This window comes from Pseudomonas meliae (assembly GCF_001400515.1).
Classification (GTDB): Bacteria; Pseudomonadota; Gammaproteobacteria; order Pseudomonadales; family Pseudomonadaceae; genus Aquipseudomonas; species Aquipseudomonas amygdali.
Genome location: NZ_LJQT01000106.1, coordinates 35,938 through 50,126, shown reverse-complemented (window position 1 = coordinate 50,126; position 14,189 = coordinate 35,938). Strand labels below are relative to the sequence as shown.

Annotated in this window: 14 protein-coding genes; 7 read left to right on the top strand and 7 right to left on the bottom strand. The window is 59.0% G+C overall.

Annotated features, from left to right (window positions below; all coding sequences use genetic code 11):
* Window positions 1–182 precede the first annotated feature (182 nt).
* Window positions 183–1,121 (top strand): mechanosensitive ion channel family protein, encoded by a 939-nt coding sequence (locus ALO64_RS05015; RefSeq protein WP_044343795.1) that lies wholly within the window; start codon window positions 183–185, stop codon window positions 1,119–1,121.
* 17 nt (window positions 1,122–1,138) lie between these two features.
* Here the strand turns inward: ALO64_RS05015 and acpA are convergent, their stop codons facing one another.
* Both acpA and ALO64_RS05005 read right to left on the bottom strand, forming a co-directional pair.
* Window positions 1,139–2,824 carry an acid phosphatase gene (acpA, locus tag ALO64_RS05010; protein WP_002552815.1) on the bottom strand — a complete coding sequence of 562 codons (1,686 nt, stop codon included), beginning with the start codon at window positions 2,822–2,824 and terminating at the stop codon, window positions 1,139–1,141.
* A gap of 93 nt (window positions 2,825–2,917) precedes the next feature.
* Complete coding sequence (locus tag ALO64_RS05005) at window positions 2,918–3,697, bottom strand: substrate-binding periplasmic protein (protein ID WP_044343796.1); 780 nt, start codon at window positions 3,695–3,697, stop codon at window positions 2,918–2,920.
* Window positions 3,698–3,806: 109 nt separating this feature from the next.
* Between ALO64_RS05005 and dnaX the strand changes: the two genes are divergently transcribed.
* From dnaX to pdxB, 4 genes are all read left to right on the top strand, one after another.
* Entirely contained in the window at window positions 3,807–6,020 is a 2,214-nt protein-coding gene (dnaX, locus tag ALO64_RS05000) for a DNA polymerase III subunit gamma/tau (RefSeq protein WP_044343797.1), read from the top strand.
* Between the two features lie 61 nt (window positions 6,021–6,081).
* Window positions 6,082–6,408, top strand: coding sequence for a YbaB/EbfC family nucleoid-associated protein (locus tag ALO64_RS04995; RefSeq protein WP_002552818.1), 327 nt, complete (start codon window positions 6,082–6,084; stop codon window positions 6,406–6,408).
* Between the two features lie 156 nt (window positions 6,409–6,564).
* Entirely contained in the window at window positions 6,565–6,819 is a 255-nt protein-coding gene (gene tusA / locus ALO64_RS04990) for a sulfurtransferase TusA (protein ID WP_044343798.1), read from the top strand.
* An 89-nt stretch (window positions 6,820–6,908) separates the two neighbouring features.
* Window positions 6,909–8,051 (top strand): 4-phosphoerythronate dehydrogenase PdxB, encoded by a 1,143-nt coding sequence (gene pdxB, locus ALO64_RS04985; RefSeq protein WP_044317609.1) that lies wholly within the window; start codon window positions 6,909–6,911, stop codon window positions 8,049–8,051.
* Window positions 8,052–8,123: 72 nt separating this feature from the next.
* Here the strand turns inward: pdxB and ALO64_RS25655 are convergent, their stop codons facing one another.
* The gene (locus ALO64_RS25655; RefSeq protein ID WP_002552821.1) at window positions 8,124–8,294 is read right to left on the bottom strand and encodes a PA1571 family protein; all 171 of its coding nucleotides are present in this window, start codon (window positions 8,292–8,294) and stop codon (window positions 8,124–8,126) included.
* A gap of 280 nt (window positions 8,295–8,574) precedes the next feature.
* On the opposite strand from ALO64_RS25655, the gene ALO64_RS04975 reads away from it, so the two are divergent.
* On the top strand, window positions 8,575–10,344 hold the full coding sequence (locus ALO64_RS04975; protein WP_044343799.1) for an ABC transporter transmembrane domain-containing protein: 1,770 nt from the start codon (window positions 8,575–8,577) through the stop codon (window positions 10,342–10,344).
* Window positions 10,345–10,407: 63 nt separating this feature from the next.
* Here the strand turns inward: ALO64_RS04975 and ppnP are convergent, their stop codons facing one another.
* Window positions 10,408–10,689, bottom strand: a complete 282-nt coding sequence (gene ppnP, locus ALO64_RS04970; protein ID WP_004658419.1) for a pyrimidine/purine nucleoside phosphorylase — start codon at window positions 10,687–10,689, stop codon at window positions 10,408–10,410.
* Between the two features lie 112 nt (window positions 10,690–10,801).
* Complete coding sequence (locus tag ALO64_RS04965) at window positions 10,802–11,344, bottom strand: exonuclease domain-containing protein (protein WP_002552824.1); 543 nt, start codon at window positions 11,342–11,344, stop codon at window positions 10,802–10,804.
* 249 nt (window positions 11,345–11,593) lie between these two features.
* Between ALO64_RS04965 and ALO64_RS04960 the strand changes: the two genes are divergently transcribed.
* The gene (locus tag ALO64_RS04960; RefSeq protein WP_044343800.1) at window positions 11,594–12,430 is read left to right on the top strand and encodes a substrate-binding periplasmic protein; all 837 of its coding nucleotides are present in this window, start codon (window positions 11,594–11,596) and stop codon (window positions 12,428–12,430) included.
* 35 nt (window positions 12,431–12,465) lie between these two features.
* On the opposite strand, the gene ALO64_RS23840 is transcribed toward ALO64_RS04960, so the two are convergent.
* Window positions 12,466–12,633: a DUF2897 family protein gene (locus tag ALO64_RS23840; RefSeq protein ID WP_002552826.1), complete on the bottom strand. Its 168-nt coding sequence runs from the start codon at window positions 12,631–12,633 to the stop codon at window positions 12,466–12,468.
* Window positions 12,634–12,752: 119 nt separating this feature from the next.
* Entirely contained in the window at window positions 12,753–14,117 is a 1,365-nt protein-coding gene (eat, locus tag ALO64_RS04955; protein WP_002552827.1) for an ethanolamine permease, read from the bottom strand.
* Window positions 14,118–14,189: the final 72 nt, after the last annotated feature.

Here is a 14,189-nt window from a genome sequence, read left to right as displayed (position 1 = left end):
AAATTTCTGACAGTCTCTCAGGTTATCGCTCAATAGCCAATTCAACTGAACCCTCACTCCTACACACCCCCTAACCCCTTACGCGTCGCTTGAAACCGTTTTACGGCAAGGGCAATTCAGGTCGCTGCGGGTGTCACGGGCTTTTCGGTCAGGCGTCTCGTAGCAGTGGAGCCGGGGGCCGGATGGAACAGGACATCATCAGATTTTTCACAGACTCGCAATTTCTGGGCATTTCGCTCGCCAATTGGATACTCGCTGTGTTCGCCTCGACCATGAGTTTTATTCTGGTCAGGGGGGTTATCGGTTTTGTGCTCCGAAAGATGCGCTCGCGGCCTGATTCGCCCAGCACGCATATGCGCTACATCGTGGTGCAGGTGCTGTCGGGCACCAGCAATACACTGTTACTGCTGGCTTCGATTCTGATCGGGGTGGGCATGCTCGATCTGCCGGAGCGCTGGCTTGGGCGGGTCAGCAGTCTGTGGTTCGTGGTTGCTGCATTGCAGGTCGGGTTGTGGGCGAACCGGGCAATTGCGCTCGCGCTGGCGGTGCAGAACATTCTGGGTGATGTGTTTGCCTCACTTTCCATCGCAGTGGACAAGCCTTTTGAAGTGGGCGATTTCATTGTGGTTGGCGCGCTGTCCGGTATGGTCGAACATGTGGGTCTGAAGACCACACGCATCCGTAGCCTGGGCGGCGAGCAGATCGTGATGGCCAACGCCGACATGATCAACAACACCATTCAGAACTACAAACGCTTGCAGGAACGGCGCATTGTCTTCGAATTCAGGCTCACGTATGACTGCTCTGTCGATCAGATACGGGAAGTGCCAAAGAAAGTAGAAACGATCATCAACGCGCAGAAACTCGCCCGTTTCGACCGCTCGCATTTCCGTGGTTTTGGCGAAACGTCACTGGAGTTCGAGACCGTCTTTATCGTTCTCGACCCCAGCTACAACGTTTATATGGATGTGCAGCAGGCGATCAATCTGGACATCATGGAAGCCTTCGCCGAACTGGATGTGCGTTTCGCATTTCCGTCCCGCACGGTGTATGTGGCGTCCCTGCCACCGGTCAAGACGTCGCGTCCGACTGCACTGGAGGCAGCCGACGCGAGTACCTGAGCGATACAGCGACGGAATCAGGCAGGAAAGTGCAATGCGTTGGTCAGGTCGCCCATGGGAGCCTGGCCGCGCGCGATCATGGCGTCGTCGCGGCGCTTCAGCCCGTCGAGCTTTTCCAGGCCGTGAACACGGGTAATCAGGCGCAAAATCGAGGCCGTGTCGTAGACCGTGTGGTCCACCTTGCCTTTGCGAGCGAAGGGTGAAATGACCAGCGCCGGAATACGCGTGCCGGGGCCGAAGCGGTCGCCTTTGGGCGGTGCGACGTGGTCCCACCAGCCGCCGTTTTCGTCCACAGTCACGACGATCACCATGTTGTCCCATTGCGGGCTCTTGCGCAGCACCTTGATCACCCGGTCTATGTGCCGGTCACCCGCAGCCACGTCGGCATAACCGGCGTGCATGTTCAGGTTGCCCTGGGGCTTGTAGAAGGTTACCGCGGGCAACTTGCCGGCTTCGGCATCGGCGAGGAAGCGGTTGGTGCTCGACTCGTCACCCAGGCCGCCGTCACGCAAACGTTTTTTGCGTTCTTCATGGTTTTGCGGACCCTGTTGCTTGAAGTAGTTGAACGGCTGGTGATGGTATTGAAAGTTAGGGATTTTCGGGATTCCCGTGGAGTCCTTGAACTCGTCCAGCGTCACTTGCCAGGCCCCAGCGTACCAGGCCCAGTCGACATTTCTTTTCGACAGTTTGTCGCCGATGTGTTCGTGGCTTTGCGGAACCAGCACGTTGGGCAGATCCGGTTTCGAGTAATCAGGGTTCTGCGGGTCGCGCAGCCAGGTTGGCCAGTAGGGCGGGGCCATGGTGTTGACGGCGTAGTTGTCCGGGGTAATGGCGCTGGGGCCAAACTGCGGTGGCCCCTCCATTGCGCTGGCAGGCGACTTGTCCAGTGGCTTGAGGCGCGGGTCTTGCGGGTTGAAGCTCTGCAGGGTTGCGATCTGGGATTTGGCCGGAGACTCGGCAGCGTTGGGGTAAATCGGCGCGGTGGCTGAAATCAGGTACTGGTGGTTGAGGAACGAGCCGCCGAATGCACCCTGAAAGAAGTTGTCGCACAGCACGAATTCCGAGGCAACGTCCCACAGGCGCAGCGAGTACTGAGTCTGTGCGTAGTTGCCCATGGTCAGCCCGCCAGCGTCGGCCCAGGCGACGAATCGATCATTGCGACCGTCGTTGATCTGCATCTGATTCTGATAGAAAACGTGCCACAGGTCGCGAGTGACCAGACTCAGCGGCAGATCTTCGCCGTTTGGCCCCTTGAGCGGGAAGGGAGCGTTGGGCAGGTCTTTCTGAAACTGCTCGCCTGCCGGGTAGGTCACGCCGTCAACGGTTTGCGGCCCGACCTGCAACACACCACCCCAGGCGGGCGGCAGTTTGGACAATAGCGTGCCGTCGCGGTCGCGCTGTTCATAGTCGGAAGGTCTGAGCGAGGAGAGTGGCTTCTGGACCCCGGGAAAATCGCCGAACAGGTTATTGAAGCTGCGGTTCTCGGCGTAGATCACCACAATGGTCTTCACGTTTTCGCGCAAGGCCCGGTCCAGCGCCGGCCCGGCAAGATGATGATGCTTGTCGTTGTCGGCGGGCGGTTTCTCGTGGGCCGAAACGTAGCTGCTCAACGTGACGCCTGCGCCCAAGGCAGCCATCCCGCCCAGAAAACGACGGCGGCTGGGGTTGTTGTTAGTGTCTTCGTCGTCTGGTCTGTCGCTCATCGCCAAATACTCGCGCTGGTTAATGTATTACCAAAGATTTCAGGCGAGCGTAACGACGGAATATGACGCTATTGCTACACCGCAGATGAAGGGTTACGGGGGCGCGGTGTAGTGATCGATGATTTGCTGAATCTCGCCCGACAGGCGCATTTGCACCAGTGTGCGCAGGATTTTACCTGTCGGCAGCTCGGGGGTGTTGCGTATCAGGCAGGCCGCAGGCTGCTCTGCGACCAGCGATATGGGCTTCAGCCTTCTGCCGACAGGCAGGTTTCGATTGGTCCATTCAAGGATCAACTGGTTGGTCACGGCGTAGTTGTAGCGTCCAGCCATCAGCTTGCCGAGCGTCTGGTTCTGTGTGCGCGCGTCTTCACGTATCAGTTGATGATTATCGAAAAGATGCTGCAGGGCAGGGTAGTTGTAGCCAAGTACCGTGCCGACGGTTTCATTGTCGAACTGCTCCGGGTAAGGACCCGCAGCTGTTTCGGCTGAAGCGACCAGCCAGTCGCGTTGATAGAGAATCGGCAGGCTCCAGAGGTAATCCCCGGACAGATCGGGATACCACGCCTGTGAGCTGTAGCAATGCATGTCTACTTCGCCACGCTCAAGCGCCGACTGGATGCGCAGGCGCGGCATCACGTGGTACCTGGCTTCGAGGCCGACATGGTGCGCAACGCTTTGCATAATGTCGAACAGGATGCCGGATTCGGGCCGAAAGTCGGTGATATGCATCATCGGCATGGTCCAGCCTTCGTTGACCGCGAAGTCCAGAGTAGCTTTGGCCGCGCTGACGGTCTGCGTCGACAGCAATAGCATGCACGCCACGGCTGCACGAGGTAGCCGTGGCTCTGCAAACGTCCGTTTAAAGCGCGTCATTGGATTCATTTGCTCAGCTTAGCCACAATAGAGGCGGACACCAGATGCAATTTTGCCCCTGCTCGGCTAGCATTGGCGGTCTTCCGCTTACCAGTTGCGACGGTTTTAAATGAGTTATCAGGTTCTTGCACGTAAATGGCGTCCGCGCTCGTTCCGCGAAATGGTCGGCCAGGCTCATGTGTTGAAGGCCCTGATCAACGCGCTGGACAGCCAGCGCCTGCACCATGCCTATTTGTTCACCGGCACGCGAGGCGTCGGCAAGACCACTATCGCGCGGATCATCGCCAAGTGCCTGAACTGCGAGACCGGCATCACCTCCACGCCCTGTGGCACCTGCTCGGTGTGCAAAGAGATCGATGAAGGTCGTTTCGTCGACCTGATCGAGATCGACGCCGCCAGCCGCACCAAGGTCGAAGACACGCGCGAACTGCTGGATAACGTGCAGTACGTGCCAAGTCGCGGTCGCTTCAAGGTCTACCTGATCGACGAAGTGCACATGCTCTCCAGTCACTCGTTCAACGCCTTGCTCAAGACGCTTGAAGAGCCGCCGCCCTACGTCAAGTTCATCCTCGCTACCACCGATCCGCAGAAGCTGCCTGCGACCATTCTGTCGCGCTGCTTGCAGTTCTCGCTGAAAAACATGACGCCCGAACGTGTGGTCGAACATCTGACCCACGTACTGGGCGTCGAGAATGTGCCGTTCGAAGACGATGCGCTGTGGCTGCTCGGGCGCGCTGCCGACGGTTCGATGCGTGACGCGATGAGCCTGACCGATCAGGCCATTGCCTTTGGTGAAGGCAAGGTCATGGCTGTCGATGTGCGCGCCATGCTCGGCACGCTGGATCACGGTCAGGTGTTCGATGTGCTGACTGCGTTGCTGGAAGGCGACGCTCGCGGTGTGCTGGAGGCGGTACGCCACCTGGCCGAGCAGGGGCCTGACTGGAATGGTGTGCTCTCGGAAATTCTCAATGTTCTGCACCGCGTGGCGATTGCCCAGGCGTTGCCCGAAGGCGTCGACAACGGGCACGGCGACCGCGACCGGGTGTTGGCGCTGGCCCAGGCATTGCCTGCCGAAGACGTGCAGTTTTATTACCAGATGGGTCTGATTGGTCGTCGTGACTTGCCGCTGGCCCCGGATCCGCGTGGCGGTTTCGAGATGGTCCTGCTGCGCATGCTGGCGTTCCGCCCGGCCGATAACGACGATGCGCCGAGGCAACCGCTAAAGCCGGTGGGGATCAGCCAGGCCACGGTTGATTCCCGAAAAGCAGTGGCCGATGCGACACCTGTTGCATCGGTAGCTCCCGCAGTTTCAACAGCACCGGTGATGGCTGCGCCCGATCCGGCCTTCGAAGCGCTGCCGCCAGCCACCGCCCCGATGCCGACCGCTGCTGTACGAGCTGAGCCCGCAGCACAGCCAGAATCACAGCCGCAAGCACAGCCCGGGCCGGTCGAAGAAGTCGATCTGCCGTGGAATGAGCCAAAGGCACCGGTTGTCGAAAAAAACGCTGAATCCGCACCTGACACTGGCACTGTTGCAGAACCGGTAGCCGAGCCGGTTCTGGAGACTGTCTCCGAACAGCCAGACCTCACGCCAATGCCGACGCCTGCGCCCGCCAGCCCAGTGCCAGACGCGCCGGAGGCGGAACCTGCGCAGCCGGTTGCCGAGCAGCAGGTTACACCTGCGATGCTTGAAGCCATCCCTGATTCCGCCTATCTGTCCATGAATCCGGATTCGATGTCTTCGAATTCCGGCCCAATGGGGCGCGATGACGAGCCGCCAGCGGATGACGATTACGTCGAGCCGGATATCGACATCGACCCGGCGTCCTATAGCTATCTGGATGAACTGGCCCACGAGAGCGTCGTCGAGCTTGAAGCGGTCGAGCCCGAGCCCGCTCCGGCCGCCAAACCAGCCACCGGCCTTGCTGCCGACTGGCTGGAGGTATTCCCCAAACTGCCGATCTCCGGCATGACCGGCAGCATTGCCGCCAACTGCACCTTGATGGCGGTCGATGGCGATAAGTGGCTGCTGCACCTGGACCCGGCGCACAGCGCCCTGTTCAACTCAACCCAGCAGCGCCGCCTGAACGATGCGTTGAACCAGTATCATGGTCGCACGATCAATCTGAGTATCGAGCTGATCAAGCCCGAGCAGGAAACTCCTGCCCAGGCTGCTTCGCGACTGCGTGCCGAGCGTCAGCGTCAGGCCGAAGCCTCGATCCAGGCCGACCCGTATATCCAGCAGATGTTGCAGCAGTTTGGCGCTGTTATCCGGGAAGATACTATCCAGCCCGTAGACGCGCCTGCGGTGCAGCCTCAATAACTGAACACAGGGCGCCATTGGCGCCGCGCAAACAAACCATCCATTTTCGAGGAGATATCCCATGATGAAAGGTGGCATGGCTGGCCTGATGAAGCAGGCGCAGCAAATGCAGGAAAAAATGGCCAAGATGCAGGAAGAACTGGCCAACGCGGAAGTCACCGGTCAATCGGGCGCAGGCCTGGTGAGCGTCGTGATGACCGGTCGTCACGACGTCAAGCGCATCAATCTGGATGACAGCCTGATGCAGGAAGACAAGGAAGTGCTGGAAGACCTGATCGCCGCCGCCGTCAACGACGCCGTGCGCAAGATCGAGCAGGCCAGCCAGGACAAGACCGCTTCCATGACCGCGGGCATGCAGTTGCCACCGGGCATGAAACTGCCGTTCTGACGGTCGTCTGGGTCACGATCAATGCCAGGCCATGTGCTTGGCATTTTTCTGTCTGCTGTCTTGCTGCGCGCCGCCGTTCGGCATCAGTACAACCATCAGTATTTGGCCTGACCGACTGAATTGAGCGACAATCGTCACCCGCCTCTGGAGTGCCCCATGTCTGAGCCCATTGAAAACCTGACCGTCGACGCCGTGCTGGACGCTGTCGGCCTGTTCTGTCCGGAACCGGTGATGATGCTGCATCAAAAGGTGCGTGACTTGCCTGCGGGCGGCCTGCTCAATGTGATCGCGACCGATCCGTCCACGCGCCGCGATATTCCGAAGTTCTGTGTATTTCTTGGGCATGAGCTGGTTGCGGAGCAGGCTGAAGAAGGCACGTTCCTGTACTGGATACGCAAAAAGCCTGATTGATTGTTACATCGCTGCAACCCGCGCCGGTTCACGACGCACCTGTTCCCACTGGGGACCGGTCCCTGTTCGCCAGACCCAGAGAGTCTTCCATGCGCATTGTTGCTGACGAAAATATTCCCCTGCTCGACGCTTTTTTCGCTCATTTCGGTGAGATTCATCGCTTGCCGGGACGCGCCATAGATCGCGCTGCGGTGGCGAACGCCGACATCCTGCTGGTGCGCTCCGTGACACCCTTAACCCGTGAGCTGCTCGAAGGCAGCCCGGTGCGGTTTGTCGGCACCTGCACCATCGGCACCGATCATCTGGATCTGGACGGGTTTCAGCAAGCCGGTATCCAGTGGGCCAGCGCACCGGGCTGCAATGCGCGCGGCGTGGTGGATTACGTGCTCGGCAGCCTGCTGACCCTGGCTGAAATCGAAGGCGTCGACCTCGCGCAACGTACTTACGGTGTGGTCGGTGCAGGGCAGGTGGGTGGTCGTCTGGTCGATGTCTTGAAGGTGCTTGGCTGGAACGTACTGGTCTGCGATCCGCCACGCGAGTCTGTCGAAGGTGGTGACTTCGTCAGCCTTGACGAGATATTGCAGCGCTGTGACGTCATCAGCCTGCACACGCCGTTGAGCAAGACCGGGGCGTTGGCAACCTGGCACCTGCTCGACGAAACCCGTTTGCGCCAACTCAGGCAGGGCGCCTGGCTGATCAATGCCAGCCGTGGTGCCGTGGTGGACAACACTGCGCTGCACGACGTGCTGCTTGAGCGCGAAGACCTGCAAGCCGTGCTGGATGTGTGGGAAGGTGAGCCGCAGGTCAACGTGGCGCTGGCCGACCTGTGCGTTCTGGGTACGCCGCACATCGCCGGTTACAGCCTCGATGGCAGGCAACGGGGCACTGCGCAGATCTATCAGGCGCTGTGTGCCTTCCTGGGGCAGCCTGCGGTGATAAAACTGGACGATCTGCTGCCCAAGCCGTGGCTGGCGCAGGTCAGCCTTGATGCTGCAAGCGATCCGGTCTGGGCACTGAACATGCTGTGCCGTGGCGTGTACGACCCGCGGCGTGACGATGCAGACTTTCGGCGCAGCCTCACCGGCGACACTGCCAGTCAGCGCCTGGCCTTCGATGCCCTGCGCAAGCATTACCCGCCACGTCGGGAAATCGAAGGTCTGAAGGTCCGTTTGGAAGGTGAGTCCGGGGGGCTGGCGCAACTCGTGCGGGCGCTGGGGGCCGTACTGGTCTGATCGTCCGGTAAACGCGGGACATAAAAAACCCGACTCAGGGTCGGGTTTCAAGGCATTTGGTCAGGTTCGGTTTTATTTTTCCGGGGTTACCCAGTTCTTGTCGCATTCCTGGCAGGCAGCCTGAACCATTGCTTCAGTGATCAGGACTTCTTGCCCATGCTCGTCGAGAATTGCACCGCCAACCGGCAGATTGGGCGTGGCTCGAACGACTGGAACTTCGTTGCTGCGCTCTTGCAGGCTCATGGTGTTTCTCCTTTCATCAGGTAACGGCGTTAAATTAACCGCGCTTGATGACCGGTCCGTGACAGGTTCTGTCAGCCGCTCAAACGCGTTCCCAGTGCAACAGAAATGATGCAAATCTGCCAGCAGGCGCTTAGATCGATGTCTTATAGCGCCTCTGTAAAGCAGTCATAACCTGACCTTTGAAGCCGGGCGCAAGTTCATTCGAAATGATGCACAGCGCGCCATGCATGACAGGTGTAGGCTTCGCTATTCAGACAGATCGGGCAAACAGGCAGGCTTCATGATTTCACGGATTACCCGACGTCACCGCCAGGCACTTCGCCTGGCCGCGAGTTTCATTGCGCCGTATCGCTGGCAAGCGTTCGGAGCGTTGTTGGCACTGGTCATTACCGCGGGTATCACCCTGTCGATCGGCCAAGGCATCAAGCTGATGGTCGATCAGGGCTTCATGACCCGCTCGCCGCAGTTGCTCGAGCGCTCGATTGGCTTTTTCATGCTGCTGACGGTTGGCCTGGCCATCGGAACGTTCGCCCGCTTTTATCTGGTGTCATGGATCGGCGAGCGCGTGGTCGCCGACCTGCGCAAGAAAGTATTCGATCACCTGATAGAGCTGCATCCGGGCTTCTACGAGAACAATCGCAGCTCGGAAATCCAGTCGCGGCTGACTGCCGATACCACGTTGTTGCAGTCGGTGATCGGCTCGTCACTGTCGATGTTCCTGCGCAACGTACTGATGGTCGTTGGCGGCATCGTGCTGTTGTTCATCACCAACCCCAAGCTCACCAGCATCGTGGTGGTGGCGTTGCCGCTGATCATCGCGCCCATTCTCATGTTCGGACGGCGGGTACGAAACCTGTCGCGCGAGAGCCAGGACCGGGTCGCCAATGTGGGCAGCTACGTGGCCGAAGCGCTGGGGCAGATCAAGACGGTGCAGGCGTACAACCATCAAGAGCAGGACAAACAGCGTTTTTCACATACGGTGGAGCAGGCGTTCGATACCGCTCGCAAACGGATTTTGCAGCGCTCCTGGCTGATTACGCTGGTGATCGTTCTGGTGCTGGGCGCAGTGGCGGTAATGCTGTGGGTGGGCGGCATGGACGTGATCAGCGGACGTATTTCCAGCGGGGAGCTGGCAGCGTTTGTGTTTTACGCGCTAATGGTCGGCATGGCGTTTGGCACATTGAGCGAGGTGATCGGCGATTTGCAGCGCGCCGCCGGTGCCGCAGAGAGGATTGGCGAGCTGCTTCAGGCTCGCAGCGAGATCAAAGCGCCAGCCACAGAGCTGCAGAGCCTGCCGCAACGCATCAGCGGGCGTCTGGCGCTGGAGAATGTCACTTTCGCCTACCCGTCGCGTCCCGAGCGCAATGCGCTGGATAACCTGACCCTGAACATCGAGCCCGGTGAAACCCTGGCGCTGGTCGGGCTTTCCGGAGCAGGTAAGTCGACTATCCTCGACCTGCTGCTGCGTTTCTACGACCCGATTCAAGGGCGCATCCTGATCGAGGGCGTGCCGATCGCACGGCTCGATCCGCACGATCTGCGCCGCTGCTTCGCGCTGGTTTCACAATCGCCCGCACTGTTTTTCGGCAGTGTCGAGGAAAACATTCGTTACGGAAACGCCAGTGCCAGCCTTGAGCAGGTACAGGCAGCAGCGCGTATCGCCCATGCGCACGAGTTCATTCTCGACATGGCCGACGGCTACGGTACGCATCTGGGTGAGGGTGGGGTGGGATTGTCCGGCGGACAGCGGCAGCGTCTGGCGATTGCCCGTGCGTTACTGGTCGATGCGCCGATCCTGTTGCTGGACGAGGCGACCAGTGCGCTGGATGCGCAAAGTGAGCACTTGATTCAGCAAGCCTTGCCAAGCCTGATGCAGGGCCGTACTACGCTGGTCATCGCCCATCGACTGGCCACTGTGCAGAATGCCGACCGGATTGCCGTTATGGATCAGGGCCGGCTGGTGGCGGTCGGTACCCATCAGCAACTGATTGCCAGCAACCCGCTCTACGCACGTCTGGCGGCGTTGCAGTTCAATGCTGGCGTCGAATAGAAAGGGGCAGTATAGGCAGGTGTGCGGGCAAGGTGGGAGGTCAGGCCCCCCACGTGTTCAGTCTCAGCGGTATTCGCACAGGTAAGCGGTATCAACGCTGACCTTGAGCTGGAACTTGCTGTTGGCCGGGACATTGAACTGGCTGCCGGTGGAGAAAGTTTCCCAGTCGGTACTGTCCGGGAGCTTCACGTTCAGCTCGCCGGAGATCACGTGCATGATTTCCCGTTGCGCTGTACCGAACTCATATTCGCCCGCCGCCATGACACCGATGGTTGCCTGACCGTCGACCTGACTGAAGGCGATGGATTTGACGGTGCCGTCGAAGTACTCGTTGACCTTGAACATGGGCGATTCCTTTTGAAAGGGCTGGAAATGGCCCGCCAGTATGCCCAACACGGTAAAACTCGTCACGCCCCTTGCAAGTCGATGCTGAACAAACGACGACGTGCAGCGAGATTCAATTAGGCAGTATCAACGGCAAGAGCCGGGCGGTATTGCGTGCATCAACCAGTGCCCGGTGTTGCTGACCTGTGAATTGCATGCCTGCCAATTGCAGGGCGCTGTTCAGGCCCATCGGCTTTTGTAACTGACGGGCCTGGGCGAATCGCTGTTTGAGATTGACGTGCGGCATGCTCGACAATGCGCTGTCGAGGCGGTGGTAGCGCCATTCCTCTTCCAGTTGCTGGCGGTCGTAATCCCCCCAGCTGGCCCAACCCAGCACGCGGGCACGGTGATGGCTCAGCCAGCGCTCGAACTGAGGCCACACGGCCGTCAAGGGCGCAGCGCTGTCGATACTGCTTTGATTGATATGGGTCAGCTCTCGGCAAAAATGAGTCAGCACAGGCCTGCGTGCGGGGCGTACGAAGCGCTCGAAATGGTCCAGCTCGCGCCCGTCCTGATTGACCAGCGTCGCGCCTATTTCGATGACTTCCATTTCTGCGACCGGCCAGCCACCTTCTTCAGTGGTAGCCTCCAGATCAATCACCAGCCAATGCGGCATCATCAAGCTCCCTTACGATAGTCAATGGCTTCAGCGTAGCCAGATTAGCCTGTTGCGCCCACGCTTGAGGCTGCGCCGACAATATCGTTTTTACAACTGCCCTTACAGTGACCGCTGCCAATTGCATTGGTGCCTCACGCGAGTTCATCGCAGCGTTGCACAATAGTAACCACTGTGAGCAATGCTGACGCCGTTGATTTGACAGTTGTTTAAATCATGGAAACCGCATAGCGTGGAGGACTTTGATTGATGTCGTGTTTTATGAAAAAATTTGCAGTATTAATTGATGGCGTCGCGCGCACGTTCGCCACAGGCCTTCTGCTCTTTGTGCCGTTCATGGCAACGTCCCAAGTCTATGCCGCGCAGGTCGTGCGGGTGGCCGCCGTGCATTTCCCTCCGTATATGGTCCGCCCTGAAAAAGGCGAAGACGCCGGTCTGTTGCCCAAGCTGATCGATGCCCTGAATGCCGAGCAGGACGATTACGAGTTTGTGATGATCCCCACCTCCGTGCCCCGGCGTTTTCGTGAATTCGCGGAAGGGCGTTTCGATGTTGCGATCTTCGAGAACCCTGACTGGGGCTGGAAGGATATTGCGCACGAAACCGTCGATCTGGGCCTTGAAGATGCCGAGGTCTATGTAGCAAGGCGGGTCGAAGGGCGTGATCAGAATTACTTCGATGATCTGTCTGACAAACGTCTGGCGTTGTTCAGTGGTTACCATTATGGATTTGCCAACTTCAATACCGATCAGAAGTACTTGAGTGAGCACTTCAATGTGACCTCCACCTATTCTCACGACAGTAATCTATTGATGGTGGTGCGCAATCGCGCGGATATCGCGCCTGTTACCCGTTCCTATCTGATTGATTTTATGGCACATAACAAAGATGAAGCGGCGCAGTTAATGGTCTCCGAACGCGTTGATCAGATCTACCGTCAATACGCATTGTTGCGCCCCAATGGCAACATTGATGTTCCACACTTCAAAGCGCTGCTGGAGAAGTTGCGCGCGGACGGCGAGTTGGAGACGATCTTTCAGCCGCTTCATATCAAGGTGCTTTCGGTCAGCGCAGAGATCGGGAAATAGGCAGGGGCAGGTTTCAGCCTGCCACCCGGACTTATTTAACGGTCCTTGGCTTCCTTGGCGTCCATTTCGGCGTTGCGCTCATGGACGCGCTTGAGTTGTTCTTCGGTGAGGGGCAGTTTCTTGGCTGTATCGCGCAGCATCATAAGACCGCCGACGATCGAGCCGATGGCTACGAGCAGAATTAACCAGGCATACCAGGGCATAGCGCTCTCCTTGTTGTGATACCGGTTTGAGCAGCGAGGCTGCTCAATGGTTCAAGTGTATGTGCCCTGATCGGGTTGCGTGCAAAACCCTTTGCACGCAACCCCGGAAAGTCTCTGAATTATTGCCCGGTCAGCATCGCGTCGGTCGGTGCATCGGCGCGCGATTTGGCGGTCAGGCTGAAGTAGATAAAACCTATGGCCATCAGCCCGAGGAAAATCAGGCCGATCAGCATGTTGAACCAGGCCATTGCCACCAGACACACGATTGCCAGAGCCAGCGCAATGCCGGGCACCACCGGGTAGCCTGGCGCGCGGAAGCTGCGCTCAAGGTCAGGCTCGGTCTTGCGCAGCTTGAACAGGCTGAGCATGCTCATGATGTACATGACGATAGCGCCGAAAACAGCCATGGTGATCATCGCGGCGGTGAGTGTCATGCCGCTCAGGTTGACCAGGCCATCGCTGTAGATGGCGGCGATGCCGATCAGGCCACCTGCGATGATCGCCCGGTGCGGTGTCTGAAAGCGTGACAGCTTGGCCAGCGAGGCAGGCAGGTAACCGGCACGGGCGAGGGCGAAGAACTGGCGCGAGTAACCCATGATGATGCCGTGGAAGCTGGCGACCAGACCGAACAGGCCGATCCACACCAGCATGTGCAGCCATCCGGAGCTGTCACCGACCACGGCTTTCATTGCTTGCGGCAGTGGGTCGTTGATGTTGGCCAGGGTGCGCCAGTCGCCCACGCCACCGGCAAACAGCATGACGCCGATCGCCAGTATCACCAAGGTCAGAATGCCGCTGATGTAGGCCTTCGGGATGGTGCGTTTCGGGTCCTTGGCTTCTTCGGCGGCCATTGCAGCGCCTTCAATGGCCAGGAAGAACCAGATCGCAAAGGGGATGGCGGCGAACATGCCGGCAATCGCTTCCGGCCCGAAGGTCTGGGAACCGGCCCAGCCGTTGAGGGCGAAGTTGCTGAAGCTGAATGCAGGTGCGACCACCCCCATGAACACCAGCAGCTCGGCCACGGCGAGAATGCACACGACCAGCTCAAAGGTTGCTGCCAGCTTTACGCCCACGATGTTGAGTGCCATGAACACGATGTAAGCGCCGACAGCCGCATGTTTAGGGTCCAGCCCCGGGTATTGCACGTTAAGGTACGCACCGATTGCCATGGCAATGGCCGGTGGCGCGAATACGAATTCGATCAGCGTGGCCATACCGGCGATCAGCCCGCCTTTTTCGCCAAAAGCGCGGCGGCTATAGGCAAATGGGCCGCCCGCGTGCGGGATGGCCGTAGTGAGCTCGGTAAAGCTGAAGATGAAGCAGGTGTACATGGTCGCAACCATCAAGGCTGTTACCAAAAAGCCCAGTGTACCCGCCACGCCCCAGCCGTAACTCCAGCCAAAGTACTCGCCGGAAATCACCAGCCCGACAGCGATCCCCCATAGATGAATCGTGCCCAGCGTTGGCTTGAGTTGCGTGCTCATGGTCATCTCCCTGAGATTCGGTAATCGTTGAAACATCCTGTTGCAGAGGCCGTGCCAGTGCACTGATCATTG

Excerpts from the sequence above, each read along its gene's own strand:
- ALO64_RS05015 (WP_044343795.1), top strand. The coding sequence starts at position 183 with ATGGAACAGGACATCATCAGATTTTTCACAGACTCGCAATTTCTGGGC.
- acpA (WP_002552815.1), bottom strand. The coding sequence starts at position 2,824 with ATGAGCGACAGACCAGACGACGAAGACACTAACAACAACCCCAGCCGC.
- ALO64_RS05005 (WP_044343796.1), bottom strand. The coding sequence starts at position 3,697 with ATGACGCGCTTTAAACGGACGTTTGCAGAGCCACGGCTACCTCGTGCA.
- dnaX (WP_044343797.1), top strand. The coding sequence starts at position 3,807 with ATGAGTTATCAGGTTCTTGCACGTAAATGGCGTCCGCGCTCGTTCCGC.
- ALO64_RS04995 (WP_002552818.1), top strand. The coding sequence starts at position 6,082 with ATGATGAAAGGTGGCATGGCTGGCCTGATGAAGCAGGCGCAGCAAATG.
- tusA (WP_044343798.1), top strand. The coding sequence starts at position 6,565 with ATGTCTGAGCCCATTGAAAACCTGACCGTCGACGCCGTGCTGGACGCT.
- pdxB (WP_044317609.1), top strand. The coding sequence starts at position 6,909 with ATGCGCATTGTTGCTGACGAAAATATTCCCCTGCTCGACGCTTTTTTC.
- ALO64_RS25655 (WP_002552821.1), bottom strand. The coding sequence starts at position 8,294 with ATGAGCCTGCAAGAGCGCAGCAACGAAGTTCCAGTCGTTCGAGCCACG.
- ALO64_RS04975 (WP_044343799.1), top strand. The coding sequence starts at position 8,575 with ATGATTTCACGGATTACCCGACGTCACCGCCAGGCACTTCGCCTGGCC.
- ppnP (WP_004658419.1), bottom strand. The coding sequence starts at position 10,689 with ATGTTCAAGGTCAACGAGTACTTCGACGGCACCGTCAAATCCATCGCC.
- ALO64_RS04965 (WP_002552824.1), bottom strand. The coding sequence starts at position 11,344 with ATGCCGCATTGGCTGGTGATTGATCTGGAGGCTACCACTGAAGAAGGT.
- ALO64_RS04960 (WP_044343800.1), top strand. The coding sequence starts at position 11,594 with ATGTCGTGTTTTATGAAAAAATTTGCAGTATTAATTGATGGCGTCGCG.
- ALO64_RS23840 (WP_002552826.1), bottom strand. The coding sequence starts at position 12,633 with ATGCCCTGGTATGCCTGGTTAATTCTGCTCGTAGCCATCGGCTCGATC.
- eat (WP_002552827.1), bottom strand. The coding sequence starts at position 14,117 with ATGAGCACGCAACTCAAGCCAACGCTGGGCACGATTCATCTATGGGGG.